Origin of the sequence: Microbacterium sp. NPDC087868 (genome assembly GCF_044900755.1) — a bacterium.
Lineage (GTDB): Bacteria > Actinomycetota > Actinomycetes > Actinomycetales > Microbacteriaceae > Microbacterium > Microbacterium galbinum.
Map to the genome: position 1 here is coordinate 447,987 of NZ_JBJDNO010000002.1, position 26,355 is coordinate 474,341.

30 protein-coding genes are annotated in these 26,355 nt (G+C 69.6%); 16 read left to right on the forward strand and 14 right to left on the reverse strand.

The genetic code is table 11. The features are described 5' to 3' along the window. Positions 1-131 precede the first annotated feature (131 nt). Entirely contained in the window at positions 132-554 is a 423-nt protein-coding gene (locus ACI2JZ_RS07620) for a hypothetical protein (RefSeq protein ID WP_247624176.1), read from the forward strand. A gap of 24 nt (positions 555-578) precedes the next feature. On the opposite strand, the gene ACI2JZ_RS07625 is transcribed toward ACI2JZ_RS07620, so the two are convergent. Next, on the reverse strand, positions 579-2,291 hold the full coding sequence (locus tag ACI2JZ_RS07625) for an AMP-binding protein (protein ID WP_404597092.1): 1,713 nt from the start codon (positions 2,289-2,291) through the stop codon (positions 579-581). Positions 2,292-2,364: 73 nt separating this feature from the next. Next, positions 2,365-2,841 (reverse strand): Lrp/AsnC family transcriptional regulator, encoded by a 477-nt coding sequence (locus ACI2JZ_RS07630; protein ID WP_247633524.1) that lies wholly within the window; start codon positions 2,839-2,841, stop codon positions 2,365-2,367. Positions 2,842-2,953: 112 nt separating this feature from the next. On the opposite strand from ACI2JZ_RS07630, the gene ACI2JZ_RS07635 reads away from it, so the two are divergent. Then, positions 2,954-4,201, forward strand: coding sequence for a trans-sulfuration enzyme family protein (locus ACI2JZ_RS07635; protein ID WP_404597093.1), 1,248 nt, complete (start codon positions 2,954-2,956; stop codon positions 4,199-4,201). On the opposite strand, the gene ACI2JZ_RS07640 is transcribed toward ACI2JZ_RS07635, so the two are convergent. Further along, positions 4,135-4,602: an acyl-CoA thioesterase gene (locus ACI2JZ_RS07640; RefSeq protein WP_247633526.1), complete on the reverse strand. Its 468-nt coding sequence runs from the start codon at positions 4,600-4,602 to the stop codon at positions 4,135-4,137. The genes ACI2JZ_RS07635 and ACI2JZ_RS07640 overlap by 67 nt on opposite strands. A gap of 125 nt (positions 4,603-4,727) precedes the next feature. Between ACI2JZ_RS07640 and ACI2JZ_RS07645 the strand changes: the two genes are divergently transcribed. Next, positions 4,728-5,342 (forward strand): ClpP family protease, encoded by a 615-nt coding sequence (locus ACI2JZ_RS07645; protein ID WP_404597094.1) that lies wholly within the window; start codon positions 4,728-4,730, stop codon positions 5,340-5,342. Then, on the forward strand, positions 5,339-5,929 hold the full coding sequence (locus ACI2JZ_RS07650) for a ClpP family protease (protein WP_404597095.1): 591 nt from the start codon (positions 5,339-5,341) through the stop codon (positions 5,927-5,929). The genes ACI2JZ_RS07645 and ACI2JZ_RS07650 overlap by 4 nt, the downstream gene beginning before the upstream one ends. 130 nt (positions 5,930-6,059) lie before the next feature. On the opposite strand, the gene ACI2JZ_RS07655 is transcribed toward ACI2JZ_RS07650, so the two are convergent. The 4 genes from ACI2JZ_RS07655 to ACI2JZ_RS07670 all read right to left on the reverse strand — a co-directional run bounded on the left by ACI2JZ_RS07655 (position 6,060) and on the right by ACI2JZ_RS07670 (position 8,575). Continuing rightward, positions 6,060-6,386: a helix-turn-helix domain-containing protein gene (locus ACI2JZ_RS07655; RefSeq protein WP_404597096.1), complete on the reverse strand. Its 327-nt coding sequence runs from the start codon at positions 6,384-6,386 to the stop codon at positions 6,060-6,062. Positions 6,387-6,478: 92 nt separating this feature from the next. Further along, complete coding sequence (locus ACI2JZ_RS07660) at positions 6,479-6,976, reverse strand: MarR family winged helix-turn-helix transcriptional regulator (protein WP_247957171.1); 498 nt, start codon at positions 6,974-6,976, stop codon at positions 6,479-6,481. A 2-nt stretch (positions 6,977-6,978) separates the two neighbouring features. Continuing rightward, the gene (gene ribA / locus ACI2JZ_RS07665) at positions 6,979-7,638 is read right to left on the reverse strand and encodes a GTP cyclohydrolase II (protein ID WP_404597097.1); all 660 of its coding nucleotides are present in this window, start codon (positions 7,636-7,638) and stop codon (positions 6,979-6,981) included. After that, the gene (locus ACI2JZ_RS07670; protein ID WP_404597098.1) at positions 7,631-8,575 is read right to left on the reverse strand and encodes a DMT family transporter; all 945 of its coding nucleotides are present in this window, start codon (positions 8,573-8,575) and stop codon (positions 7,631-7,633) included. Before ACI2JZ_RS07670 ends, ribA begins: the two co-directional genes overlap by 8 nt. A gap of 117 nt (positions 8,576-8,692) precedes the next feature. On the opposite strand from ACI2JZ_RS07670, the gene ACI2JZ_RS07675 reads away from it, so the two are divergent. Then, a complete protein-coding gene (locus ACI2JZ_RS07675) occupies positions 8,693-9,529 on the forward strand; it encodes a sulfurtransferase (RefSeq protein ID WP_404597099.1) in 837 nt (278 codons plus the stop codon). Here ACI2JZ_RS07675 and ACI2JZ_RS07680 read toward each other — a convergent pair. Further along, positions 9,517-10,455 carry a hypothetical protein gene (locus tag ACI2JZ_RS07680; protein ID WP_404597100.1) on the reverse strand — a complete coding sequence of 313 codons (939 nt, stop codon included), beginning with the start codon at positions 10,453-10,455 and terminating at the stop codon, positions 9,517-9,519. The two genes, ACI2JZ_RS07675 and ACI2JZ_RS07680, sit on opposite strands and share 13 nt — an antisense overlap. A 294-nt stretch (positions 10,456-10,749) precedes the next feature. Here ACI2JZ_RS07680 and ACI2JZ_RS07685 point away from each other — a divergent pair, with 294 nt between their 5' ends. Next, positions 10,750-11,385: an acyl-CoA synthetase gene (locus tag ACI2JZ_RS07685; RefSeq protein ID WP_404597101.1), complete on the forward strand. Its 636-nt coding sequence runs from the start codon at positions 10,750-10,752 to the stop codon at positions 11,383-11,385. Then, positions 11,382-11,735, forward strand: coding sequence for a hypothetical protein (locus ACI2JZ_RS07690; protein WP_247624190.1), 354 nt, complete (start codon positions 11,382-11,384; stop codon positions 11,733-11,735). The genes ACI2JZ_RS07685 and ACI2JZ_RS07690 overlap by 4 nt, the downstream gene beginning before the upstream one ends. 204 nt (positions 11,736-11,939) lie before the next feature. Here ACI2JZ_RS07690 and purB read toward each other — a convergent pair whose 3' ends face one another. Both purB and ACI2JZ_RS07700 read right to left on the reverse strand, forming a co-directional pair. Further along, positions 11,940-13,322: an adenylosuccinate lyase gene (gene purB, locus ACI2JZ_RS07695; RefSeq protein WP_404597432.1), complete on the reverse strand. Its 1,383-nt coding sequence runs from the start codon at positions 13,320-13,322 to the stop codon at positions 11,940-11,942. 23 nt (positions 13,323-13,345) lie between these two features. Next, a complete protein-coding gene (locus ACI2JZ_RS07700) occupies positions 13,346-13,834 on the reverse strand; it encodes a low molecular weight protein-tyrosine-phosphatase (protein ID WP_282185387.1) in 489 nt (162 codons plus the stop codon). Positions 13,835-13,998: 164 nt separating this feature from the next. Here ACI2JZ_RS07700 and ACI2JZ_RS07705 point away from each other — a divergent pair, with 164 nt between their 5' ends. Both ACI2JZ_RS07705 and ACI2JZ_RS07710 read left to right on the forward strand, forming a co-directional pair. Then, a complete protein-coding gene (locus tag ACI2JZ_RS07705; RefSeq protein WP_247624192.1) occupies positions 13,999-14,271 on the forward strand; it encodes a hypothetical protein in 273 nt (90 codons plus the stop codon). Further along, entirely contained in the window at positions 14,268-15,632 is a 1,365-nt protein-coding gene (locus ACI2JZ_RS07710; RefSeq protein ID WP_404597102.1) for a hypothetical protein, read from the forward strand. Before ACI2JZ_RS07705 ends, ACI2JZ_RS07710 begins: the two co-directional genes overlap by 4 nt. 2 nt (positions 15,633-15,634) lie before the next feature. Here the strand turns inward: ACI2JZ_RS07710 and ACI2JZ_RS07715 are convergent, their stop codons facing one another. Then, positions 15,635-16,042, reverse strand: a complete 408-nt coding sequence (locus tag ACI2JZ_RS07715; RefSeq protein ID WP_247624194.1) for a phage holin family protein — start codon at positions 16,040-16,042, stop codon at positions 15,635-15,637. A gap of 87 nt (positions 16,043-16,129) precedes the next feature. Between ACI2JZ_RS07715 and ACI2JZ_RS07720 the strand changes: the two genes are divergently transcribed. The 4 genes from ACI2JZ_RS07720 to ACI2JZ_RS07735 are packed head-to-tail and all read left to right on the forward strand — an operon-like array spanning position 16,130 to position 20,721. After that, positions 16,130-17,212, forward strand: a complete 1,083-nt coding sequence (locus ACI2JZ_RS07720; protein ID WP_404597103.1) for a histidinol-phosphate transaminase — start codon at positions 16,130-16,132, stop codon at positions 17,210-17,212. Positions 17,213-17,239: 27 nt separating this feature from the next. Beyond that, positions 17,240-18,367 carry a thiamine pyrophosphate-dependent dehydrogenase E1 component subunit alpha gene (locus ACI2JZ_RS07725; RefSeq protein ID WP_336641499.1) on the forward strand — a complete coding sequence of 376 codons (1,128 nt, stop codon included), beginning with the start codon at positions 17,240-17,242 and terminating at the stop codon, positions 18,365-18,367. Between the two features lie 11 nt (positions 18,368-18,378). Continuing rightward, positions 18,379-19,344: an alpha-ketoacid dehydrogenase subunit beta gene (locus ACI2JZ_RS07730; RefSeq protein ID WP_247624756.1), complete on the forward strand. Its 966-nt coding sequence runs from the start codon at positions 18,379-18,381 to the stop codon at positions 19,342-19,344. A 21-nt stretch (positions 19,345-19,365) separates the two neighbouring features. After that, complete coding sequence (locus ACI2JZ_RS07735; RefSeq protein WP_404597104.1) at positions 19,366-20,721, forward strand: dihydrolipoamide acetyltransferase family protein; 1,356 nt, start codon at positions 19,366-19,368, stop codon at positions 20,719-20,721. Between the two features lie 50 nt (positions 20,722-20,771). Here the strand turns inward: ACI2JZ_RS07735 and ACI2JZ_RS07740 are convergent, their stop codons facing one another. The 3 genes from ACI2JZ_RS07740 to ACI2JZ_RS07750 all read right to left on the reverse strand — a co-directional run bounded on the left by ACI2JZ_RS07740 (position 20,772) and on the right by ACI2JZ_RS07750 (position 23,092). Next, complete coding sequence (locus ACI2JZ_RS07740; RefSeq protein WP_404597105.1) at positions 20,772-21,182, reverse strand: hypothetical protein; 411 nt, start codon at positions 21,180-21,182, stop codon at positions 20,772-20,774. A 66-nt stretch (positions 21,183-21,248) separates the two neighbouring features. Beyond that, positions 21,249-21,833, reverse strand: coding sequence for a 2'-5' RNA ligase family protein (locus tag ACI2JZ_RS07745; protein WP_404597106.1), 585 nt, complete (start codon positions 21,831-21,833; stop codon positions 21,249-21,251). 38 nt (positions 21,834-21,871) lie between these two features. Beyond that, positions 21,872-23,092, reverse strand: a complete 1,221-nt coding sequence (locus ACI2JZ_RS07750; protein WP_404597107.1) for an ROK family protein — start codon at positions 23,090-23,092, stop codon at positions 21,872-21,874. Between the two features lie 99 nt (positions 23,093-23,191). Here ACI2JZ_RS07750 and ACI2JZ_RS07755 point away from each other — a divergent pair, with 99 nt between their 5' ends. Genes ACI2JZ_RS07755 through ACI2JZ_RS07765 form a run of 3 tightly spaced genes read left to right on the forward strand, consistent with a single transcriptional unit; the run spans position 23,192 to position 26,315 of the window. Further along, the gene (locus ACI2JZ_RS07755; protein ID WP_247624206.1) at positions 23,192-24,511 is read left to right on the forward strand and encodes an ABC transporter substrate-binding protein; all 1,320 of its coding nucleotides are present in this window, start codon (positions 23,192-23,194) and stop codon (positions 24,509-24,511) included. Then, a complete protein-coding gene (locus ACI2JZ_RS07760) occupies positions 24,508-25,440 on the forward strand; it encodes a carbohydrate ABC transporter permease (RefSeq protein ID WP_404597108.1) in 933 nt (310 codons plus the stop codon). Before ACI2JZ_RS07755 ends, ACI2JZ_RS07760 begins: the two co-directional genes overlap by 4 nt. Continuing rightward, the gene (locus ACI2JZ_RS07765; RefSeq protein WP_247633552.1) at positions 25,440-26,315 is read left to right on the forward strand and encodes a carbohydrate ABC transporter permease; all 876 of its coding nucleotides are present in this window, start codon (positions 25,440-25,442) and stop codon (positions 26,313-26,315) included. Before ACI2JZ_RS07760 ends, ACI2JZ_RS07765 begins: the two co-directional genes overlap by 1 nt. Positions 26,316-26,355 lie beyond the last annotated feature (40 nt).

Here is a 26,355-nt window from a genome sequence, read left to right on the forward strand (position 1 = left end):
GTCTAGTAGAAGAAGGGTTCCGATCGCTGTCCTCCGAAAGGATGACAAAGATCATGCGTGAGACGGATGGGGATCCGCGTACGCTTTTCTACTGTGGAGAGTGCGGAGATTCCGCAGACCGGGGGGTCATCATGACGACAGCTGCCATTGCCAGGGACCTGGCCGGATTTCTGGTTCCGATCGGATGGATCGGCGCGGCGATCGCCGTCGTCTGCGCGATCGTGGCGGGGGCCGCGATCGCTCGCGGTGCCGGTGGGCTCAGCGGCGGAGCGGTCGGGGTGTGGATTCCCGCGGCGCTCCTGAGCTCCACGGCATCGTTCGCCCACCAGTGGCTGCCCCTCATCATCTCGGGCGCGGCCCTGGGCGCGATGCTCGTGCTCGGCGGCATCGTGCGCGCGATCATCAGCGCCGCCGACAACGGGCGCATGACGCGCAGCGCGGCACGAGCGGCAGCGGTGGTCGAGGCGGCGCAGCCCGCCCCGGCCACGACCACGATCCGGGTCCCGGCGCGCGCGCCGAGCACCGCGACCGGCGCGATCGCCGTCGTGCGCTGAGTACCGGCTGGGCCGAGAACGCTCTCAGCGGTAGTCGCGCTCCCAGTGCTGCCCGGCCGCATCTCCGGCCTCGACGCGGGCGGCCTCGCGGGCCCGCAGTTCGACGCGGCGGATCTTGCCCGAGATCGTCTTGGGCAGCTCGTCCACGAACTCGATGACCCGCACCCAGAGGTGCGACGACAGGCGCTCGTTCGCGTAGGCGAAGATCGAGCGCGCGGCCTCGCCGTCGGCCGCGGCATCCGCCGTCAGGCAGACGTACGCCTTCGGCACCGACAGGCGCGTCGGGTCGGGGCTGGGCACGACCGCCGCCTCGATCACGAGGTCGTGCTCGAGCAGCACCGACTCGAGTTCGAACGGGGAGATCTTGTAATCGGATGCCTTGAACACGTCGTCGGCGCGCCCGATGTAGGTGAGATACCCCTCGTCGTCGCGCACCGCGATGTCGCCGGTGTGGTGGTAGCCGCCGACGCGGGACTCCGCGGTCTTCTCGGGGTCGTCGTAGTACCCGGCCATGAGCCCCAGCGGCGGCTGCGACAGGTCGAGCGCGATCTCGCCCTCGCTCGCCCCGTCGACGATCTCGCCGGTCACCGGGTCGAGCAGCACCACCGGGTACCCGGGCAGCGGCCGTCCCATCGAGCCGACCTTCACGGGCTGCCCGGGGGAGTTGCCCACGCAGCAGGTCATCTCGGTCTGCCCGAAGCCGTCGCGGATGGTTCCACCCCACGCGTCGCGCACGCGGTCGATGACCTCGGGGTTGAGCGGTTCTCCGGCGCCGACGAGCTCGCGCGGCGGGTGGGTGAGGCGGGCGAGGTCTGCCTGGATGAGCATCCGCCACACCGTCGGCGGCGCGCAGAACGTGCTCACGTGGTGGGTGTCCATGACCTGCATGAGGGTGTTCGCATCGAAGCGCGCGTAGTTGTAGACGAACACGGTCGCCTCGGCGAGGAATGGCGAGTAGAAGCTCGACCACGCGTGCTTCGCCCAGCCGGGCGACGAGATGTTGAGGTGCACGTCGTCGGGGCGCACGCCCAGCCACCACATGGTCGACAGGTGCCCGATCGGGTACGAGACGTGGGTGTGCTGCACGAGCTTCGGACGGTTGGTGGTACCCGAGGTGAAGTACAGCAGCGAGGTGTCGGTGGCGGGCGTCGGCCCGTCGGGCTCGAAGACGGTCGGGGCATCCGCCGAATTGGCGAATCGCTCCCAACCCGCCGGGATGCCGTCGCCGATGCCGATGCGCAGGATGCCGTCGTCGATGTCTGCGAGACGGTCGCCGAGGGTGCCGAGCGTGACGACCGCGCGGGCGCGGCCGTGATCGATCCGGTAGGCGAGGTCGGATGCCGACAGCAGCGTCGAGGTCGGGATAGACACCGCGCCGATCTTGGTGATCGCGAGCATCACCTCCCACAGCTCGATGGTGTTGCCGAGCATCACGATCAGGTGATCGCCGCGACGGATGCCGAGACCGGTCAGCCACGCGGCGACCTGGTCGGACCGGCGGGAGAGTTCGCCGTAGGTCCACGACCGCAGCGAGAGGTCGGCCTCGACGATCTGCACCGCGGGGCGGTCGGGTGCCTCGCCGGCGACGACGTCGAACCACTCGAGCGCGAAGTTGAACTCGTCGACCTGCGGCCACGCGAACCCCGCGCGGGCGGCGTCGTAGTCGGTCGCGTTCGCGAACAGGAAGTCGCGCATCTCGCGGATGGTCTGCGTGGCGGCGGTGGCACTGCGGGTCATGGGTTCCATCCTCGCGCAGGTCCGTCGCTCCCGTCGCGCGAATGGCTGATTCCGGAACGGGCCGATGCCGCCGCTAGCGCGCGAGCAGCCCGGCGCCGTCGCGCAGCTCGAACACCAACTGCGTCTCGGTGCCGCGCACGACCGGGTGCACGGTGATGTGCTCGAGCACGATGTCGCGCAGCGCCGTCGCGTCCTCGACGGCGACGTGCACGAGGAAGTCGTCGACCCCGGCGACGTGGAAGACCTGGAGCACGCGCGGCACGCTCGCGAGCGCGTCGAACAGCGCGGTGACGGTGGGGCCGGTGTGGTTGGCGAGGCGCACCTTGATGATCGCCTGCAACGGATAGCCGACGGATGCCTCGTCGAGGCGGATCCGGGTGTCGCGGATGATCCCGCGCTCGCGCAGCGCCCGCACGCGGTGCGCGCAGGTCGACTCGGCGAGGTTCAGGCGGTGGGCGAGGGCCTTGTTCGTGATGTCGGCCTCGCGGGTGAGCACGGCGAGCAACGCGAGGTCGGTCTCGTCGAGCGGCGATCCTGGGGGTTTGGGCAATGTCGGGTCCTCCTCGGCATCCGTTCTTGCTCAGAATAGCGATATCAGTGTGATCGGCGGCGGATGCTGTCGATTCTCACCGTGGACGTCGTGATTCGCGCAACATGGAGGGATGACCGCCCCGCTGCATCCCGACACCGTCGCCGTCCACAGCGGCCGCTCCGACCTCGCGGACCTCGGAGTGCACGCGCTGCCGATCGACCTGTCGACCACGAACCCACTGCCCGACGTCGAGCGCGGCGGCGACTCCTACGAGGCGATGGCGACCGGTGGGCGCCCGCCCGCCGACGGCAGCCTCGTCTACGCGCGCCTGTGGAACCCGACCGTCGCCCGCTTCGAAGAGGCGCTCGCCGAGATGGAGCACGCCGAGGGATCCGTCGCCTTCGGGTCGGGCATGGCGGCGATGACCGCCGTGATCCTCGCGCACACCAATGCGGTCGGCAAGCGCCACGTCGTCGCGGTGCGCCCGCTCTACGGCGGCACCGACCATCTGCTCGGCTCGGGGCTGCTCGGCGCCGAGGTCACCTACTGCCATCCGCACGAGGTGGCGGGCAGCATCCGTCCCGACACCGGGCTGGTGGTGCTCGAGACACCCGCCAATCCCACGCTCGACATCGCCGACATCGCCGAGGTCGTCCGTCTCGCGGGCGAGGTGCCGGTGGTCGTCGACAACACGTTCGCGACACCGATCCTGCAGAACCCGATCGATCTCGGTGCGGCGATGTCGCTGCACAGCGCGACCAAGTACCTGGGAGGGCACGGCGATGTGATCGCCGGAGTCGTGGCCTGCGGCGAGGAGACCGCCGAAGCGCTACGACGCGTACGCGCCGTGACGGGTGGCCTGCTCCACCCGCTCGGCGCGTACCTGCTGCACCGCGGGCTCGCGACCCTGCCCGTGCGCATGCAGCGCCAGCAGGAGAACGCCCGCCGCATCGTGTCGTGGCTGCTCGACCGGCCCGAGATCGCCGAGGTCTTCTACCCCGGGCTCGACGGCGACCCGCACGGCATCCTCGACCGTCAGATGCGCGGCACCGGGGCGATGATCGCGATGCGGATGCAGGGCGGGTATGCCGCGGCATCCGCCGTCGCCTCGGCCACCACGCTCTTCACCCACGCGGTCTCGCTCGGGGGCGTCGACTCGCTCATCCAGCACCCCGCCGCGCTCACGCACCGACCGGTGCCGGCCGAGGCGCGCCCCGCCGCCGACGTGCTGCGCCTGTCGATCGGACTCGAGGATGCCGACGACCTGATCGCCGACCTCGCGACCGCGTTCGCCGCGCTCGCGCCCGCCGCTCAGAGCTTGGGCAGGATGACCGTTCCGGTCGAGAGCCGCTCGGTGGGCATCCGGTCGCGGTTGTAGGTGATGTCGCGGTAGCCGTGCGGGGTCGGGTTGCCGTCCTCGTCGAGGCTCACGAACACGATCTTCTCGATCGTGAGGATGCGCTTGCGCGTGATCATGTTGCGCGCGACGGCCCGCATCGTCAGCGAGGTGCGGCCGAAGTGCGTGGCCGTCAGACCGATCTCGATCAGGTCGCCCTGCACGGCGGAGGCCTCGAAGTTGATCTCCGAGATCAGCTTCGTCACCGCGCGGTAGTTGCCGAGCTGCACGATCGCGTAGATCGCGGCCTCCTCATCGATCCACTTCAGCAGGCTCCCGCCGAACAGAGACCCGTTGGCGTTGAGGTCCTCCGGGCGCACCCACTTGCGGGTGCGGAAGTTGATGCCGTCCTCGGACCACGAGTTCGCTTCATGCTTGGCCATGCCTCCAGCCTAGGAACCGCGTGAGTCGACGGTGTTACGCGCCGTGAAGGGGCCCTCTGCCCAGGGCGGATCGGCCGAGGGCAGATTCCGGCGTGCGCGAGGGGTGACCGGCGGATGCTGGGGGCATGAGCGAAGAGAACCCCCTCCCGCAGTTCGGGCCCGAGGCCCGACGCGCCCTGTTCCACGAACGCGTCCTGGTGCTCGACGGCGCCCTCGACGACGACAACGGCACGCTGCTGATGACGCAGCTGCTCACCCTCTCGGCCGAGGATGCTGCGACCGACATCGCCCTCTGGATCCACTCGCCCGGCGGCTCCGTGCCGTCGATGCTCGCGATCCGCGACATCATGCGGCTCATCCCCAACGACGTCTCGACCCTCGCGCTCGGGCTGGCGTGCAGCGCCGGGCAGTTCCTGCTCTCGGCGGGCGCCGCGGGCAAGCGTCGGGCGCTGCCGCACGCGCGCATCCTCATGCATCAGGGCTCGGCGGGGATCGGCGGATCGGCGGGCGAGATCGAGACGCAGGCCGACGACCTCCGCCACATGCGCGACACGGTGCTCGGACTCATCTCCGACGACACCGGGCAGACCCGTGAGCGCATCTTCGAGGACTCGCTGCACGACCGCTGGTACACGGCCGAGCAGGCGCGCGACTACGGCTTCATCGACGAGATCGTGTCGTCTCTCTCCGACGTGATGCCCCGGCGACGTGCGCGGGTCGGGCTGGGGGCGGGCGCATGAGCGGCTACACGATCCCGAACGTGATCGCGCAGCATCCGCGGGGCGAGCGCGTCATGGACGTGTACTCGCACCTGCTCGCCGAGCGCGTCATCTACCTCGGCACCGGCATCGACGCGGGCGTTGCGAACGCGCTGATCGCCCAGCTGCTGCACCTCGACGCCGACAGCCCCGACAGCGCGATCCAGTTCTACATCAACAGCGAGGGCGGCGATCCGGGGGCGGCGCTCGCGATCTACGACACCATGCAGCACATCCGCCCGAGCATCGCGACGACGTGCGTGGGACAGGCGATCGGACCCGCCGCACTGCTCGTCGCCGCCGGAGCACCGGGGGAGCGGGCCGCACTCGCGCACGCCCGACTGGTGCTGCACCAGCCGGCGGGGCAGTCGCGCGGGGCGATCCCCGACCTGATCCTCGCGGCCGACGAGGTCGTGCGGGTGCGCTCCGACATGGAGGAGATCCTCGCCCGGCACAGCGGCCGCACGGCCCGGGAGCTGCGTGCCGACACCGACCGCGACCGCGTGTTCACGGCATCCGCCGCCCAGGCCTACGGACTGATCGACACGGTGCTGGGGGAACGGGGGTAAGGGGGTAGGGCGGGCCCTTCGTCTCGCTTCGCGGTCCCTGAGCGAGGAGCGCAGCGACGAGACGAAGGGCGCTCAGGAACCGGCCGAGAAACCTGTCCCTGAGCGAGGAGCGCAGCGACGAGACGAAGGGTCAGGCCGCGAGGGCGAAGACCGATGCACGGGCGGATGCCGGCACCGACGCCGTGCGCAGCCCATCGGCCACCGCGCTGGTGAGCTCGATGAGGCTGGTGTCGAGTGCGCCGGCGATCGCCGCGATCATCTCGCTCGACGGCTCCTTGCGCCCGCGCTCGACCTCCGAGAGGTACTGGGGCGAGACGCCCGCGTTGTCGGCGGTCTCGGTGAGGGTCTCACCGCGGTCGTGGCGGCGTCGGCGCAACTGCTCGCCGAGGAGGTGGCGCCACAGCGGCTCGGGGTCGCTCGGGCGGGGCGTGCGCGGGAAGGGGGCGATGTCGGCCATGCCTCACGGTACGACGCACGGTTCCCGGGCATCCATCGTTTCTGCTCAGAGCAGAACACGCTGGGGGTGGCTCGGCGTAGCGACGAGGCCACCTACAGCGCCGCCGTCACCCCGGGCAGCAGCTTCGTGAGGATGCCGGCGAGCTGACCGCGTTCCTCGTCGGTGAGCGGGTCGAGCACGAGTTCGCGGATCTGCTCGACGTGCACGGGGGCCGCCTCGCGCAACAGGTCGCGCCCGGCCGGGGTGAGGGCTGCGGAGAGCGTGCGCTTGTCGGCGCCGCACGACGTGCGTTCCACCCATCCGCGCTCCTCGAGGGAGTCGATCGCGTGGCTCAGGCGCGACCGGCTGAGCCCTGCGATGCGGGCGAGCTCGGTCATGGTGGTCGCCCCGCCGTCGATCTGCCCGGCGAGCATGATGAGGATCGCGTACCGCGCGTGGTTGAGCCCGACCTCGTCCTTCAGCGCGCGATCGAGCACCTGCGGCAGCAGCTGCACGAAGCGGATGACCGGCAGCCACGTCTGCATCTCGGCGTCGTCGAGCCGGCGCGGGTGCCGCACGGCATCCGTCTGTCCGTCGATCCGCGCGTCCATGCTCACGCCGCCGAGAGGTCGATGGTGTGCGCGGTGTGGTCGCGCTTGGCCTCGAGGTAGCGGGTGTTCGCCTCCGAGAGGTGCACCCCGGTGGGCACGTGCTCGGTCACTCGGATGCCGAGGGCCTCGAGCTGGCGCGCCTTGTCGGGGTTGTTGCTGAGCAGGCGGATGCCGTCCACTCCGACCGCCGTGAGCATCTGAGCGGCGACGGTGTAGTCGCGCTCGTCCTCGCCGCGACCGAGGGCGACGTTCGCCTCGTAGGTGTCGAGGCCGGAGTCCTGCAGCGCGTATGCGTCGAGCTTGGCGTAGAGGCCGATGCCGCGACCCTCCTGGCGGAGGTACAGAAGGAAGCCGCCCTCGTCGGCGATGCGTTCGACGGCCTCGCGCAGCTGGGGGCCGCAGTCGCAGCGCTGCGAACCGAAGACGTCTCCGGTGAGGCACTCGCTGTGCGGGCGCACGAGGGGGGCGGGTCCGCCGTCGGCTGCACGGTCGAGCGCCGCGCGCCAGTCGCCGAGGCCGAGGAGCAGGTGCTCGCGTCCGTCGACGAGGCCGTCGAAGGTGACGACGTCGGCGGTGGTGGAGTACCCGTCGGCGAAGGCCATCGGTACGCGCACGCGGGTCCGCTCGGAGGCGAGGGGAACCACCGTTGAACTTTCAATCATGTGGGGTAGAACGCGGCGCGGCCGGGTCTATTCCCGAAATTCCTCCGGACGCGGCATCCGCCCGCCGCCGCACGAATTTCAGCTCGCTCGCGAGGATGCCGAGCACCACGAGTCCGCCGCCGACCAGGGCGAGGGCGGGCAGGCGCTCACCGGCGATGCGCCCGATCACGCCCGCCCAGACCGGTTCGCCCGCGTAGATGATCGTCGCGCGCGTGGGGGAGACCGACTTCTGCGCCCAGTTCATCGTGAGCTGGATGAGGCAGCTCGCCGCGCCCAGCCCGACCGCGCACACGACCCACACCCACGAGAACGCAGGGAACCCCTCGCCGACCACCGGCATGGTCAGCAGTCCGAGCACGCCCGCCGTGAGCAGCTGAACGATCGTGATGCGTCCGAGGTCGATGCGCCCGGCGAACACGCTGATGAGGATGATCTCGGCCGCGATCGGCAGAGTGCTGATCATCGTGGCGATCTCGCCGGCGCCGAGGGTGAGAGAGAACGCGTCGGGTCCGGCGATCAGCACGAGCCCGACGAACGCGAGCGCCGCCCCGACGAACGCCATCGCGGGCGGGCGTTTGCGGAACACGGCCCACTGCGCGAGCGGCACCAGCGGCACGTACATCGCGGTGATGAAGGCGGAGGTGCTGGAGTCGATCGTCTGCAGTCCGACGGTCTGCAAGCCGTAGCCGAGGTAGATCATGACGCCGATCGCGACGCCGGCGCCGATGTCCCGCCAGCGGATGCCGCGCAGCACGCGGTGGAAGATGACGACGCTGATGAGTCCCGCCACGAGGAAGCGCAGCCCCACGAAGAACCACGGACCCGAGTGCTGCATCGCCCAGTGCACGAGCAGGAAGGTGCTGCCCCAGACCGCGGTGATCGCGATGAGGGCGGCTTCTTGTGGCCGGAAGCGCATCCAGCGCAGACGAGTGGGCATCGCGGGGCCCTTTCTCGACGGCTGCCTCATCGAGGATAGCGCCGAGCTGGATGCCGGAAGATCACGAAGAATGTCGGCTCCGAGCGGATGCATCGAACGCGTCGGTAGCCTCGCTGCATGAGCAACTTCGTGAGCCCCGACGAACTGAGCGACCTGCGCGAGCAGGGTGCCCCCGTGCGCGTGATCGACGTGCGCTGGCGGCTCGACCGCCCCGACGGGCACGCGGAGTATCTCGAGGGCCACATCCCCGGTGCCGTCTACGTGCCGCTCGACTCCGAGCTCGCGACGCACGGCGAGGCCTCCGAGGGCCGCCACCCGCTGCCGTCGACCGAGACCCTGCAGCGGGCGGTGCGCCGCTGGGGTGTGCACGACGGCGATCTGGTCGTCGCCTACGACGATGCGAAGGGCCTCGCCGCTGCGCGGGCGTGGTGGCTGCTGCGCCAGGCGGGTGTCGACGTGCATGTGCTCGAGGGCGGCATCCGCGGATGGATCGCCGCCGGGCACGACGTCGACACGGCCGATGAGTCGCCCGAGGAGGGCACCGCGGTGCTCCGCGAGATCGGCGACGACGCCCTGTCGATCGACGAGGCGGCGGCGTTCCCGGCATCCGGAGTGCTGCTCGACGTGCGCGCTCCCGAGCGCTACCGCGGTGAGACCGAGCCCCTCGACCCGATCGCCGGGCACATCCCCGGCGCCGTCAACCTGCCCACGATGCTGCACCTCGACGCCGACGGACGCATCCTCGACGCCGCGACCGTGCGCGCGAACCTGGCCACCGTCGGCATCGCCGAGGGCACCCACGTCGCGGCGTACTGCGGCTCGGGCGTCACCGCCGCGCACACGGCGCTCGTGCTCGACGAGGTCGGCATCGAGGCGAAGGTCTTCCCGGGGTCGTGGAGCCAGTGGTCGAACACGCCGGGGCGTCCGGTCGCGACGGGCGATCAGCCCGGCTGACCCGACGGATCCGATTCGGGTTCGCGCTCGCCGAAGCCCCAGCGCAACAGCAGCGCGCCCGGCCCGAACGCGCGGCGCACCTGGTGGATCGATGTGCCCGACTCCAGCGTCACCGGCGTCGCCGTCTGACTCTGCGGAGTGTCGACCTGCTCCTCGAACCAGTCCGGCAGCGCTTCGGGATGGAACCTCGTCCACACCAGCAGTTCGCGGCACTGGCGGGCGACCGCGTGCCCGGTCTCGAGCTGCGGCGGGTACCCCGGCGGATACGACACCGACCACTCGACCATCGCCGTGTTCGGCGCCGTGAGCGGTGCGTCGAGCTCGAACAGCACGCCGTGCACCTCGCCGCTGGGGTGCGAGTATCGATTCGCGATGCGACCCCCGAAGTCGGCGGCGAACTCCGGCGCCGGAGTGGGGATGCCGGGGGTGAGCTCGAGGAACGGGATCGCCGTGATGGTGCCGATCGTCGACTGCACGATGCTGCGCGTGCGGCTCTGCACGACGTGCCCCTCGATCCCGACGTCCGTCACCGAGTGCGTCGTCAGCTCGCGCGAGGTGTCGGGGTACTCGGCACCGAGCGCCGCGAAGGCCTCCTTCACGGCTTCTTCGATGGCGTGCTCGTCGATCGGGAAGAGGTTCGGTCCGAGCGGCCCCGTTCGCGACGACCGCAGCAGCCCGGTCAGCGCACCGCGGTCGAGGTGCAGCAGCTCCTCGATATCGGCGACCGCGGCCAGCGACTGTGCGCCCTCCGGATGCCGCGCCCCCGAGCGCCAGTAGCTCAACGTCGCCATCGACACCTGGTTGCCACGGGCGCGCAGACGCTCCTGCACCCACGACAGCGTCACGCGGCGCGCGTTGATCGCATCCCTGAACGCGGCGGGGAAGCCGGGCCCGTTCGAGGGCTTCAGAAAATCTTCACTCTCCATCACAGACCCCCTCCGGTATGTGAAGAACTGCTGTTTAGAGTGAGCTTACGACCGCACGAGGCCACCCCTGGGGACCTGGGTGACGAAGTGGGGTCGACGTGATCGTCTCGACGCAGGCAGGGTGCCCGACCTTGCGGAGGATGATCGGGCGCAGCGATGCCCCCGTGCTGCGTAGTCGTGGGGCCCGATGATCGATCTGGGGAGATCCATCGGGCCCCGCGAACAGCCCCCGTCCTTCCGCCCCGGCGCCCCCGCGTAGACTGGGAGCACAACCCCGGAGGACTCTGGATCTTCATGTCTGCCCCTTCCCGCACCTTCACCGTGCGCAACGTGCAACTGCTGCGCGCGCTGTTCGCCGCCGTCGCCGCCCTCATGATCACGTTCTCGTCCGATCACTCCGCGGCGGTGGGTCTCTCGGTCTTCAGCGGCTTCGCGATCGCGACGGCCCTCGTGATGCTGCTGTCGGTGTGGTTGGTGTTCCCCGCGGGGTCGCGGTGGCCCGCCGTCGTGATCGGCCTGCTCAGCGTTGCGGCCGGCATGGCGACCGGCATCCCCGTGTGGCGCACGAATGACGTCTTCTTCATCGTCGTCGGCGCCTGGGCGCTCGCGACGGGTCTGACCGAACTGCTCGCCGGCATCCGCGCTCGCCGTATCGGCACGGACCCGACGGCTCGTGACTCCATCATCATCGGGTCGTTCGGCATCCTGCTCGCCGTGCTGCTCTGGGTGATCCCCGCCGGCTTCACCCACGACTACACGATCAAGGAAGCGGGCACCTTCGAGCTGACCGGCATCATCCTCGGGGTCGGGATGCTCGGCGGCTACGCCGCGCTCGTCGCCGTCTTCCTCGGCATCGCCGGACTCACGCCCCAGAAGGCGGATGCCGTCGGCCCGGCATCCGTTCCCGCCGAGAGCGGAGACGCCCGATGAGCGAAGAGAAGCCCACCCGCCGCGACATCCTGCGGCCGCTGCACCTGCTGGGCATCGCCCTCGCGTGCGGTGTGTTCGCGATGATCGTGACGCTCGTCTCGACCGGTGCCTTCACGGCCCGCGTGAACACCGCGATCGCGAACGGCAGCTACGAGGGCCTCACTCCGGTGATGCTGGGACTGGTCGTCGGCGGCGGTGCGTTCATCGTGACGCTGCTCATGCTGGCGATGCTGATCCTGGCCGTCGACCCGGCCGACGTCACGAAGACGGTCGACCGTCCTGTGCTCTACGACCCCGAGTCCGACGACGGCACTGCCGCGGGCGACGCCCGCACCGACCGCACGGAATAGTGCTGCCGGCGGCGTGCCCGCCTGGCGCGTGTCATAAATCAGGAAAACCGTGGCCGCCGAGTGGGGTGACCCGCGGAATCCCGCGGACCCGCCGATCGCAGTCGACCGATCTTCCTGAATTGGTGCACGCGCGTGCCCGAGCCGAACGCAGAAACGCACCCCGCCCGATGGGCATGGGGTGCGTTTCTGCGTGGCGGAGAGGCGTCAGCGCGCGAGGCGCTCGGCGATTCCCGTGTACGTGGCGGGGGTCAGCGCGAGCAGGCGCTGCTTGGCCGCGTCGCCGATCTCGAGGCCCTGCACGAACTCGGCGAGCTCGGCGCCACCGACGCGGTGTCCGCGGGTGAGCTCCTTGAGCAGGGCGTACGGGTCGGTGATGCTCGAGCGACCGGCGACGACCTCGGCGCGGATGACCGTCTGGATCGCCTCGGCGAGCACCTCCCAGTTCACGTCGAGGTCGGCGAGCAGCACGTCGCGCGACAGCGAGATCTCATTGAGCCCACGGCGCAGGTTGTCGAGCGCGAGCAGCGAGTGCCCGAACGCGACGCCGATGTTGCGCTGCGTGGTGGAGTCGGTCAGGTCGCGCTGCAGGCGGCTCGTGACGAGCGTCTGCGAGAGCGACCCGAGCAGCGCCGCCGAGAGCTCGAGGTTCGCCTCGGCGTTCTCGAAGCGGATCGGGTTGATCTTGTGCGGCATGGTCGACGACCCGGTCGCACCGGCGACGGGGATCTGCGCGAAGTAGCCGAGCGAGATGTACGTCCAGATATCGGTGGCGAGGTTGTGCAGGATGCCGCCGGCGTGACGCACGCGGTCGTAGAGCTCGACCTGCCAGTCGTGCGACTCGATCTGAGTGGTGAGCACGTTGAAGCCGAGACCGAGGCCCTCGACGTACTCGCGGGCGATGGTCGGCCAGTCGGCGTCGGGGTCGGCCGACAGGTGCGCCGACCACGTGCCGGTCGCGCCCGAGAACTTCGCCAGGTAGTCGGATGCCGCGATCTGGCCGCGCACGCGCTCGAGACGCCACGCGAACACGGCGATCTCCTTGCCCATGGTCGACGGGGTCGCGGGCTGGCCGTGGGTGCGCGAGAGCATCGCGGCGTCGGCGTGCTCGACCGCGAGCTCGCGGAGCTTGGCGATGACGGAGTCGAGGGCGGGGAGCCAGACGCTCTCGACCGCGCGCTTGACGGTGAGCGCGTACGAGACCGAGTTGATGTCCTCGCTCGTGCAGGCGAAGTGCGTCAGCTCGGCGATCGCGTCGAGGCCGAGCGTCGAGAGGCGGTCGCGCACGAGGTACTCGATGGCCTTGACGTCGTGGCGGGTGACCGCCTCCTTCTCGGCGAGCCAGTCGATCTCTGCCTGGCCGAAGTCGCGGTAGAGGGCGCGGAGGCGCTCCTTGTCGGCATCCGACAGGGGGGAGGTCTCGAACAGCGAGCGGTCGGTGAGGGCGATGAGCCACTCGACCTCGACCTCGACGCGGGCCCGGTTGAGGCCGGCCTCCGAGAGGAAGTCGGCGAGTCCGGTGACGGTGCCGCGGTAGCGACCGTCGAGGGGGCTCAGGGGCTGCGGCGGAAGCGAAGGCTGGAAAGTCAGGGGAATCCTCCTGATCGGGCCCGTCAGATGCGGGGCGTGCGGGGCTGGCGCAGGGCGGGTTCGAGCTGACGGAACAGCCCGCGAGTCGCCGTCTCGATCATACCGAGCACCGAATCGAACATCTCGGGGCCGGCGTAGTAGGGATCGGGCACATCGTGGGTCGAGGCGTCGGGGTCGAAGCCGAGGAGGAGGGTGACCTTGCCCTCCTGGTCCTCGTCGCGCGCCCACTCGCGCAGGATGCGCTCGTGCGTGCGGTCGAGGGCCACGATGAGGTCGTTCTCGAGGAAGGATGCCGCGGTGAACTGCTTCGCGCGGTGCTGCGATCCGTCGTACCCGCGGCGGGCGAGCGAGTCGATCGTGCGGTGGTCGGCGCGCTCGCCGAGGTGCCAGTCGCCCGTCCCCGCGCTGCGCGAGACGATGCGCGAGCCCAGCCCCTGATGCTCGGCGAGGTCGCGGAAGACGACCTCGGCCATGGGGGATCGGCAGATGTTCCCCGTGCACACGAAGATCACGCGAAAGGGATCCGGGGATGTCACAGAACCATTCTGCCGCTCCCGGGCCGTCGTGCACAGTTCGGGGTCGGACTCATCCTGCACAGCTCGCGATCGAGCGATGCTCTGCACCGCTCGTGCGCCCACGGTGATCGCCGAGTCGTCGCGCGGCGCAGGCTGTGGGCATGTACTCCTCGATCGCCCTCCCGACCACCGATGAGTGGACCCCGTACGACCTGTCGATGTGGCAGCAGGCCGGGGCTCAGCTCCGCGTCGCCCTCGACTTCACGCAGACCGCAGCGGCGACGCTCGATCCGCTCGTCGACGAGACCGAATGGTCGTCCGACGGGCTGCGGTCGCTGCACGAGACGATGGCCGAGCAGCGCGGACTCGTCGCCCTCGAGGTGATGATCCTGGAGTCGACCGAGGCGGAGCAGCGAGCGGTGGGACTCGGATGAGCGACGACCTCGACATCCGTTACGGCGGCGCGATCTCGGTCGACACCGAGGTGCTGCGCGACATCGGCACGCGGTTGGCCGCGGCGGCGGGGTCACTCGCGCAGGGTGCGGCCGCTGCGGGTAACGCCTATGCGCTGCTCATGGGATCGGCCGCCTGCCGTTCGTGGAGCGGCTTCGATGCGCTCGGACGCAGTCGCACCCGACTCGACGAGCTGCGGCTCACGGCCGAGACGACGGCGTCCTCGACGCTGCTCATGGCGGACGCGTACGAGGTGGTCGAGCTGCGCGCGCAGGCGGAGGCGCTCGCCGCGAGCGATGCCGCTGCGGCGGCTGCCTTGAACGCACGGGCCGACGAGATCCTGGATGCCGATCCCCGGGTCCAGGGCCTCGTCACTGCCCTCGTTCTGGACTGGGGCACGCACCGGTTCGATGGACTCGATACGCAGGTCGGGTTCGATACGTGGTTCGGTGGACTCTTCGGCGGGATCGGTATGGCGGCGGCCCTGCTCGGCAAGGGGGTGATCCCGAAGGGGACGACGCTGCAGGGCAGGGCGGATGCCGTGCGCGTCACTCCGGTCGCGACGACGACCCCGAAAGCCCCGCCGACGTCGCTGCCGGAGGCCCTCCAGCGGTTTCCGAATTCCGGGGGAGCGCAGGTGCGGGTGGAGAAGTACACGATGCCCGATGGGACGAACCGCTTCGTCGCGTATGTGAAGGGCACCCAGTCGCTCCTCAGCGGGGGGAAGGAGCCGTGGGACATGAAGTCCAACGTCGAGCTCTACTCGAAACAGAAGTCGGCCTCCTACCAAGCGACGCTCGACGCATTGAAGGCATCGGGCGCGAAACCGGGTGACCGGGTCGATGTCGTCGGGCACTCGCAGGGAGGGGCGATCGCCTCGCATCTCGCGATGGACGACGTCTACGACGTCGGTGTGGAGATCACCGCGGGAAGCCCGGTCGAGCCGACGCTCGACGACGACCAGACGCTCGTGCAGTTGCGGCACACCGACGATGTCGTGTCTTCCCTGGCCGGCGGCGGATCCCCCGGCGGGACCGGTTCTCCCGACAGCTTCACCGCGGAGCGCGTCGGCGATCCGGTCGAGGGTCTGCAGGATCTCACGCTCGAACCGCACATGCTCGATACCTACGTCGAGACCGCCGAGATGGTCGAGGAGTCGGGTGACCCGCGGGTCGACGGGCTCGACGGCCTGTGGAACGAACTCGGTCAGGCGACCTCGGTCACGTCGACCGACTATCGGGCCGAGCGCGTGCTGCCCGAGGACGTGGTGGCACCGGGCGGGTCGCTCGCACCGGCACCGGTCATCGGAGACGAGTGGTGGCGACGGAAGGACGTGCTGTGACCTCAGTCGCGGCGGCGCTGCTTCTTCGCCTGCGGGCGCAGGATGAAGCCGAAGATGCCGTTGATGATCGAGATGATCAGCGCGGCGACGACGCCCCACCAGAAGTGGCCGACCGTGAGCCCCCAGCCGAAGCCGCTCGTGATCCAGGCGGTCAGCCACAGCAGGAAGCCGTTGATGACGAACCCGATGAGCCCGAGGGTGAGGATGTACAGCGGGAACGCGACGATCTTCACGACGGTGCCGATGATCGTGTTCACGAGCGCGAAGATCGCGGCGACCGCGAGCAGCGTGAGCACGAGCTGCAGCGTCTCGCCCGGAGGGAACGCGATGATGCTCACCTGCAGCGCGGGGATCAGCGTCACGACCCACAGGGCGAACGCGTTGACGACGACTCGGATGATGAAGCGCATGGTCCGCCCAGTCTTCCACGCGGGAGTGGTGATTGTCAGGAGGACTCGTCCGCTGCGCTTCCCTCGAGCACTCGTAGACTCGTCCTCGTGACCGACCCGATCCTTCCCCGCATCCGCCCCGCCATCGCCGCGCTCGCGCCGTACCGCCAGGGCAAGCAGGCGGGACCCGATGCGTTCAAGCTGTCGAGCAACGAGAACCCCTTCGACCCGCTGCCGTCGGTGGTCGAGGCGATGCAGCACATCACGCCGATCAACCGTTACCCCGACGCCACGGCGCTGCGGCTGCGCGAGCGCCTCGGTGCGCGGTACGGCGTCGAGCCCGACCAGGTGCACGTCGCCGCGGGCAGCGTGTCGATCCTGCATCAGCTGATCCTCGCCACGGCATCCGTCGACGACGAGGTCATCTACGCGTGGCGGTCGTTCGAGGCGTACCCGAGCCTGCCGCTCATCTCGGGAGCGACCGGAGTCCCGGTCGCGCTCACCGCCGACGCGCGTCACGACCTCGACGCGATGGCGGATGCCGTCACCGATCGCACCCGCGCGATCATCGTCTGCACGCCCAACAACCCGACCGGTCCGATCATCACGAGTGGCGAGTTCGCCGCGTTCGTCGAGCGGGTCCCCGCCGACGTCCTGATCATTCTCGACGAGGCATACGCCGAGTTCGTCACCGCACCCGACGCGGTGGACGGTCTCGCCGAGCGCATCTTCGACCGGCACCCGAACGTCGTCGTCCTGCGCACCTTCTCGAAGGCGTACGGACTCGCCGGCCTCCGCATCGGCTATGCGATCGGCCACGAGAAGGTGCTCGATTCGGCCCGCGTCACCGGCGTACCCCTCTCCGTGACGGCTGCGGCGGAGAACGCGGCCATCGCGAGCCTCGACGCCGAAGCCGAGCTGCTCGAACGCGTCACCGAGATCGTCGCCCGCCGCACCCGCCTCGTCGCCGGGCTCCGCGCCCAGGGCTGGAAGGTGCCCGACTCCCAGGGCAACTTCGTCTGGCTGCCCGCCGGCGACCGCACCGACGAGGTCGCCGCGGCTTTCGTCGCCGGCGACATCGTCGTGCGCCCGTTCTCGGGTGACGGCATCCGCATATCCGTCGGAGAGCATGAATCGGTGGACAAGGTCCTACAGGTTTCTGAATCCGTTGTGCGGACTCTCCAGCCCTAGGCACCGTTCCTCGGATAGCGTGGAACGGTGAGCTCGTCAGAGAACGAAATCGTCCGCGTCCTCGAGGCAGACGGCCGATTCGCCCCTACCCCCGCTGCGGAGCGGTACCTGTCGCTGATCGAATCGATCAGCGATGCCGAACTCGAGCAGTTCTACCGCGACATGGTCGTCATCCGCGCCATCGACACCCAGGCCACCAACCTGCAGCGACAGGGGCAGCTGGCGCTCTGGCCGCCGAGCCGCGGCCAGGAGGCGGCGCAGGTCGGCTCGGGTCGAGCGGCCCGTGCGCAGGACACCATCTTCCCGTCGTACCGAGAGCACGTCGTCACCCGCATCCGTGGCGTCGACCCGCTCGACATCATCAAGCTGATGCGCGGTGTCTCGCACGGCGGCTGGGATCCCACCGATCCCAAGAACGGCAACACCCGGCTCTACACCCTCGTGCTCGGGTCGCAGGCACTGCACGCCACGGGCTATGCGATGGGCCTGGCGTTCGACGGCCGCTCCGGCAGCGGTGACGTCGACCGCGACGAAGCGGTCATCGTCTACTACGGCGACGGCGCCTCCAGCCAGGGCGACGTGCACGAGGCGATGGTCTTCGCCGCCAGCTACCAGTCGCCGACGGTCTTCTTCCTGCAGAACAACCACTGGGCGATCTCGGTGCCGGTATCGACGCAGTCGCGCGTTCCGCTCGTGCAGCGCAGCGCCGGCTACGGCATCCCCAGCGTCCGCGTCGACGGCAACGACGTGCTCGCGAGCTACGCCGTCTCGCGCACCGCGCTCGACGAGGCGCGCACCGGCCAGGGGCCGCGCGCGATCGAGGCGGTCACCTACCGCCTGGGCGCGCACACCACCAGCGACGACCCCACCAAGTACCGCGGGAACGACGAAGAGGAATCGTGGGCGCAGCGCGACCCGATCACCCGCATGCGCGCGTTCCTCGAGAACCGGGGAGCGGCGGCATCCTTCTTCGCCGACGTCGACGCCGAAGGCGCGGATGCCGCGGAAGACCTCCGCGCCCGCACGGTCGAGCTCGGCCCGCCGCCGGTCAGCCGGATGTTCGACCACGTCTACAGCGAGGCGCACCCGCTGATCGCCGAGCAGAAGGCGTGGCTCGCGAAGTACGAAGCGTCGTTCGAAGGAGGAGCGCAGTGACCCTCGAGACGATGCCGTTCAGCAAGGCTCTGAACGCCGGTCTGCGCAAGGCCATGGAAGACGACGCCAAGGTCCTGCTCATGGGTGAGGACATCGGCAAGCTCGGCGGTGTGTTCCGCGTGACCGAGCACCTGCAGCGCGACTTCGGCGACAAGCGCGTGCTCGACACCCCGCTCGCCGAGTCGGGCATCGTCGGCACCGCGATCGGACTCGCCATGGCCGGGTTCCGCCCGGTGGTCGAGATCCAGTTCGACGGCTTCGTGTTCCCGGCCTTCGACCAGATCACCACGCAGCTCGCCAAACTCACCAATCGTCACGAGGGCTCGTTGAGCATGCCGATCGTGATCCGCATCCCCTACGGCGGGCACATCGGCGCGGTCGAGCACCACCAGGAGAGCCCCGAGGCGTACTTCGCGCACACCCCGGGCCTGCGGGTCGTGTCGCCCTCGACGCCGAACGACGCCTATTGGATGATCCAGGAGGCGATCGCCTCGAACGATCCCGTGATCTTCATGGAGCCCAAGAGCCGTTACTGGCCCAAGGGCGAGGTCGAGCTCGAGGCATCCGCCGCCCCACTGCACTCCTCGCGTGTCGTGCGCGCGGGCTCCGACGTCACCCTCGTCGGACACGGCGCGATGGTCACGACGCTGCTGCAGGCGGCTGCGCTGGCCGAGTCGGAGGGCACGAGCTGCGAGGTCGTCGATCTGCGCTCGATCTCGCCGATCGACTACGCGCCGATCCTCGACTCGGTGCGCAAGACCGGACGCATGGTCTACGCGCAGGAGGCCCAGGGCTTCGGCAGCATCGGCAGCGAGGTCGCCGCGACCGTCATGGAGCGCGCGTTCTACGCTCTCGAGGCACCGGTGCTGCGGGTGTCGGGCTTCGACACCCCGTTCCCGCCCGCCAAGCTCGAGGGCGCCTACCTCCCGGATGCCGACCGCATCCTCGAGGCCGTCGACCGTTCACTCGCCTACTGAGACGTTCCGAAAGGACCGCAGATGAGCACGCAGAACTTCACCCTTCCTGATGTCGGCGAGGGCCTCACCGAGGCCGAGATCGTCACGTGGAAGGTCGCGCCCGGCGACACGGTCGCGATCAACGACGTCATCTGCGAGATCGAGACGGCCAAGTCGCTCGTCGAGCTGCCCTCGCCCCATGCCGGAACGGTCGGCGAGCTGCTCGTCGCCGAGGGCGCCACGGTCGAGGTCGGCACCCCGATCATCACCTTCGTGCAGGCGGATGCCGCGGCTCCGGCCGCTCCGGCCCCGGCAGCTGCCGCGCCCGCCGCGGACGAGGGCGGCGGATCCGTTCTCGTCGGCTACGGCAGTGGGGGAGGAGCGACCTCGCGTCGCAAGCGCCCCGCCGAGCGCCCGGTGCGCTCGTCGGTGGGCGTCATCGCGAAGCCTCCGATCCGCAAGCTCGCCCGCGACCTCGGCGTCGACCTCACCACGGTCGCCCCGAGCGGCGCCGACGGCGAGGTCACCCGTGACGACGTCATGAAGCTCGCCTCGCAGGCGAGCGTGTTCCGCAACATCGAGACCCCGGAGTGGGGTGCCGTGCGCGAGGAGACCGTGCCTGCACCGCAGAACGCCCCGGTGGGTCTCGCCCGCGGTGTTGCGCCGGTCGCGGCATCCGTGTCGGCGTCGGATGCCGAGCGCACCGAGTCGATCCCGGTGAAGGGCGTGCGCAAGGCGACCTCCTCGGCGATGGTGCAGAGCGCGTACTCGGCCCCGCACGTCACCGTGTGGAAAGAGGTCGACGCCTCGCGCACGATGGAGCTCGTCAAGCGCCTGAAGGCCGCGCCCGAGTACGCCGACATCAAGGTCTCGCCGCTGCTGATCATGGCCCGCGCCGTGATCTGGGCCGCGCGTCGCACGCCCATGATCAACGCCGCATGGGTCGAGACCGAGAACGGGGCCGAGATCGCGGTGCGCCACTACGTGAACCTCGGCATCGCCGCGGCCACACCCCGCGGCCTGCTCGTGCCGAACATCAAGGACGCGCAGGACCTCGGCATGAAGGACCTCGCCCGCGCCCTCAACCGCCTCACCCTCACGGCCCGCGAGGGCAAGACCTCGCCCGCCGACCAGCAGGGCGGCACCATCACGATCACCAACATCGGCGTGTTCGGGATGGATGCCGGCACCCCGATCATCAACCCCGGCGAGGCCGGCATCGTCGCCATGGGCACGATCAGCCAGAAGCCGTGGGTCGTCGACGGCGAGGTGCGCCCCCGCTGGGTGACGACGGTGGCCGGTTCGTTCGATCACCGCGTGGTCGACGGCGACGCCATGAGCCGCTTCGTCGCCGATGTCGCATCGGTGCTCGAGGAGCCCGCGCTGCTCGTCGACTGACAGGTCGCCCCGGTGACGACGGGGGGCCTCGCGTCGTCACCGACCCCGGCTCAGCCCGGTAGGTCCATGCGCACGGTTGTGCCGTCGAGGACGAAGGCGACGGCCACAGGGCGCTGAGTGACGTTCTCGGGGAGCGTGAAGACGTGCGTGGTCATCGCCATGTCGGCCGTGCACGGGTTGTTCGACGAGTACCGGAAATCGACCGTGACCGTGCCGGGGTCGTCAGCCGACACCGAGGCCGCGACGAGGGGGCAGCTCGAGCTGCCGAATGTCACGATCCCGAAGGAATCCTCGCCGTCGACCCATCCCGCGACGGGCTCTGCGGTGATGAGATCGGGTTGCGGCCCGCTCCAGCCGTCGGGAAGGCCGGGCACGACCTCGTCAGCGGCGGACTGATTCATTCCGCAGCCGGTGAGGAGCAGGACGCCGCCGGCCAGAAGTCCTACCAGCACGCGTCTCATGGAACCATCCTGGCGGCGGCGGATCGCAGCGACAAGGCGGACGGGGCGTAGCCGAGCCGATCGTCCCTAGCCCTGCGGCAGCGTCGCGAGCGTGGTGGTCGTTCCGGTGGCGGGGTCCCAGCGCCGCACGCTCGTAGCGCGGCTGTGAACATCGCCACCGATGCAGCCGAGCGCGGTCTCGAGATCGGCGAGGCGCAGTCGGCGGGCGAGGGTGACGTGCGGGGTCCACTCGCCCGGGGCGGTGTGCGGGGCATCCTCTCCCGGACCGATCGCGGTGTGGATCGCCGCGTGAAAACGCTGCAGTTCTGCGGTGGGCAGGATGCTGCGGACGAGCACGCGGCGCTCGCCGGTGCCGAAGAGCACCGGGGCGCCGAGCGTGATCGGGAGCGCAGGGAGGTCCGTGAAGACGCCCGCGTCGAGCGGGGGCAGCTCCGTCCGAGCGGCCAGGGTGATGTGCGGTCGATTGCTCGCCGAGGTGTGTCCGGCGAGGCTCGACAGACCGAGCGCGGCGAGAGCGTCCCACTCGGCTCGCACCGCGTCTTCGGCGGCGGCGTCGAGGAGCAGCTCGATCGTCGACGGCGATCGGCGTGGCTGGGCCGCCGCCGCGTGAGGGGTCACGACGCGTCGCGGGTCGGCATACGCCTGCGGCATGTCGTGACTCCTCACGGGCGGAAACGGATGCCGCGGCGCTACGCGAGCACCGACAGCCGCTGCTCAGCGAGAAGCGGCACCGAGCTCTCGCGCGCCGCACGGCGGGCGGTCGCGACGGCGCCGACCGACACGACCTCGGCGCCGAGCTCGGAGGCGAGCACGAGGGGCGCGGGAAGGTGCAGCTCCGCGGGCAGCAGGCGGCGGGCGACCTCGAGCACGGGTTCGATGCTCTCGGCCACGGCGCCGCAGACGATCACGCGAGCCGGGTCGTACATGCTGCCGAGCACGCCGACGATGCGGGCGACGACGGCGCCGACGTGCTCGGTGACGAGCAGGGCATCGGGGTCGCCCGACGCGGCGAGCGTGAGCACGAGGCGCGGGTCGATGCGCTCTTCCGCCACGAGCCGCCCCAACGCCGACGACGGCGCCACGGTGCCCGAGGCGACGGCATCCCGTGCCGCATCCTGCACCGAGTAGGGGAGGCCGACGGCCGAGCCGACGCCCATGATGTGGTCGAACACGACGCCCTCGCCGACGCCGCCGTGGGCGCCGTGCAGCACGTGCCCGTCGACGACCACGCCGCCGCCGTAGCGTTCGCTCGCGATCAGGGCGACGTAGTCGCGGCATCCGATCGCCCCGCCGACCGCGCCCTCGGCGATCGCCGCGAGCTGTGCGTCGTTCTTGACGTGCACGACCGGCGCCCAGCCGCGCAGCGCCTCGGCGAGCCCGGGGTTCGTGCGCTCCCAGAAGCCGTCGGGGTGCGGGGGAGAGATGCCGTTGCGATCGACGGGGGCGGCGACGCCGGCGCAGACGGCCAGCACCTGTTCCCGCGTCACTCCGGCCTCGTCGAGAGCGGCGCCCAGGCGTTCGATGATCAGCGCGCGACGATCGGCGGCGGGCTGCGTCTGCGACACCTCGACGCGATGGTGCACGAGATTCCGGTCGAGCAGGTCGGCGACGGTGACGGAGAGGTGCGTGTCGCCCGCGTCGATCCCGACGACGACGCCGAGGTCGGGGGAGAGGGCGAAGCGCCGGGCGGGTCGGCCGGAGCGATAGCTGCCGGCCACGCGGGCGTTCGGCAGTTCGCGCAGTACGTCGGCGCCGACGAGCGTGTCGATCGCATCGATGGCCGTGGAGCGGGTCAGCGAGGTCGCGGCCATGACGTCGGTGGCGGTGAACTCGCCCGCACTCCAGGCGAAGTCGAGCACGGCGCCGACGCTGGCACGCCCCGTGCCGAGCCCCGCGGTGATGTCTGCCACGCTCTTGCCTTCCTGTCGTCTGAATGAGAGAGTACCTTCCAGCGGAGTAAATTCGCTCATTAGATTTAGTTATCGGATCTAAAAACCGGAAGGACGACGGTGTCTGGAGAACGAACACGCGCGTTGCGGCTGATCGCCGGGGGCCTCGGCCTCACACTGATCGGTGCCGCCCTCACGAGCTGCGCAGCCGGCTCGGGAGCGGAGACCATCCGCTTCACCTTCAGCAAGCGCGAAGCGATCGAGTTCATGACCGAACGCGTCGCCGAGTACAACGCCTCGCAGGACGACGTGAAGGTCGAGATCGACACCTCCGGCGTCGACGTCGTCTCGGCCAGCTTCGTGCGCGGCAACCCGCCCGACATCATGCTCGGCAACTACAACTACGAGATCGCTCGGTTCGTGCAGCGCTGCGCGCTCACCGATCTCTCCGGCACCGACGCCGCGGCCACCATCCGCGACGACCTCCAGCCGCTCATGGACCAGTACGGCTCCTGCGAGGGTCGCACGAGCGCCCTGCCGTATTCGGTGATGGCGGCATCCGTCATCTACAACAAGGAGATCTTCGAGGCCCAGGGCCTCGAGGTCCCGACCACCTGGGACGAGCTCATCGCCGTCTGCGATCAGCTCAAGGCCGCGGGCATCGACCCGTTCTACGGCACCTTCAAGGACGACTGGACCGTCGGTCAGGGCTGGTACGACTACACCGCCGGCGGATCGGTCGACGTGATCGACTTCTTCGACGCGCTCGCCGAAGAAGGCACCGAGGTCGGGCCCGACGCCCCGGTCTCGTTCGAGAAGGACTTCGCCGAGCCCATGGATCGCATGATGCAGCTCGCCGAGAACTACACCAACGCGGATGCCGCGAGCAGGGCGTACGGCGACGGCAATCTCGCCTTCGCGAAGGGCGAGGCGGCCATGTACCTGCAGGGGCCGTGGGCGTTCAGCGAGATCGCGAAGACCGCACCCGACCTGCAGCTCGGAACGTTCCCGCTGCCGATGACCGATGACCCGGACGACCTCGAGGTGCGCGTCAACATGGACCTCGCGGCGATGATCCCCGAGGGGTCGCGCCACCAGGAGGCCGCCCGTGACTTCCTCGAGTTCCTGTATCAGCCCGAGAACATCGAGGAGTACAACGCCTCGCAGCTCGGCTTCACCCCGACGACGGATGCCCCGGCCCCCGACGACCCGCGCATCGAGGGGATGATCGAGTACTACGACGAGGGCAAGATCTACCAGGGCCCCTCGGTGCTCGTGCCCAAGACCCTGCCGATCTTCAACTACGCGCAGGCGATGGTGCTGGGCGCTTCGACGCAGAACACGCTGCGCACCATGGACGCGGACTGGGCGCGCATCGCGTTCCGCGCCCCGATCCCGTCGACTCAGGACAACGCCTCGGCAGAGGAGCCGGCATCATGACCATCACTCCGACGATTCCGACCGACACCACGGCGGTCATCACGGGCGGCAAGCGCGGCATCCGTCCTCGCACCCGCCGGGTCGAGCCGATCTACTACCTGTTCCTGCTGCCGACGCTCGTGATCTTCACCCTCGCGATCACGGTGCCGGGGGTGATGGGCATCTTCTTCAGCTTCACCGACTCGATCGGCATCGGCGAGTGGAGCTTCAACGGCTTCACGAACTACATCGCCGTGTTCAGCGACCCGGCGATCCTGCAGAGCTACCTCTTCACGTTCGGGTTCTCGATCGCCACGGTCATCGTGGTCAACGTGGTCGCGTTCCTGCTCGCGGTCGGGCTCACCTCCCGCATCCGCTTCAAGACGGGGCTCCGCACGATCTTCGTGATCCCGATGGTGATCTCGGGCATCATCATCGCGTACGTCTTCAACTTCCTGTTCTCGAACTCGATCCCCGCCGCGGGGGCGGCCACCGGCATCCCGTGGCTGCAGACGAGCCTGCTCGCCAACCCCGACCTGGCCTGGGTGGCGATCGTCATCGTCACCGCGTGGCAGGCCGTGCCCGGCACGCTGCTGATCTACATCGCCGGCCTGCTCTCGGTGCCCGGCGAGGTCTACGAGGCGGCGAGCATCGACGGCGCGAGCAAGACGCAGCAGCTCACCCGCATCACGCTCCCGCTCGTGATGGGCTACGTCGTGATCAACGTCATCCTCGGGTTCAAGGGCTTCCTGAACGCCTACGACATCATCGTCGGACTCACCAACGGCGGCCCCGGAACCTCCACCCGCAGCGTCGCGATGACGATCATCGCGGGCTTCAACGGCGGCGACTACGCCTATCAGATGGCCAACGCGACCATCTTCTTCATCGTCGCCGTGCTCATCTCCCTCCTCCAGCTGTCGCTGACGCGCGGAAGGAACGCACTCTGATGTCGACGCAGACGATCACCACACAGGTCGCGGGCAAGAAGCCCCGCGTGCGCATGGAACGGGTCAACTGGTCGGGCACGATCATCCTGATCCTGTGCGCGGTCACCGTTCTCCTCCCGCTGTACGTCACCCTCTCGATGGCGTTCAAGACCACGGGTCAGGCGGTCGACGGCAACGCGTTCTCGCTGCCGGCGCCGTTCAGCATCGACGGGTTCGTCGAGGCGTGGAACCTCACGAAGTTCCCGGTCGGCGCGGGCATCTCCCTGCTCGTCACGGCGGGCACCGTGATCGCCACGATCGTGCTCGCGGCGTTCGCCTCGTACGCGATCGTGCGCAACTGGGACCGCCGCCTCTTCCGTTACTCGTTCTTCTACCTGCTCGCGGCGATGTTCATCCCGTTCCCGGTCGTCGCCCTGCCGCAGATCCAGCTCACCGGTCGCTTCGGGCTCGACAACCCGTTCGGCGTGATCATCCTCGCGACGATGTTCCAGCTGAGCTTCAGCGTGCTGCTGTTCACGGCGTTCCTGCGGTCGATCCCGATCGAGCTCGAGGAGAGCGCGCGCATCGACGGCGCCACCACGTGGCAGACCTTCTGGAAGCTGATCTTCCCGCTGCTCGCGCCCATGAGCGCCACGGTCGGCATCTTCGCCTTCCTCTACGCCTGGAACGACTTCATGATGCCGTCGCTCATCATCTCCGACCCGGCGCTGCAGACGCTGCCGGTGCGGCAGAACCTGTTCCAGACCCAGTTCAGCAACAACTACAACGTGTCGTTCGCCTCGTACCTGATGGCGATGGCCCCGGCGATCCTGGCCTACCTGTTCACGCAGCGCTTCGTCATGGAGGGCGTCACGCAGGGCGCCGTCAAGGGCTGACACGAGAACCACCGCACGAAACGAAGGAGCACTCCCCGAT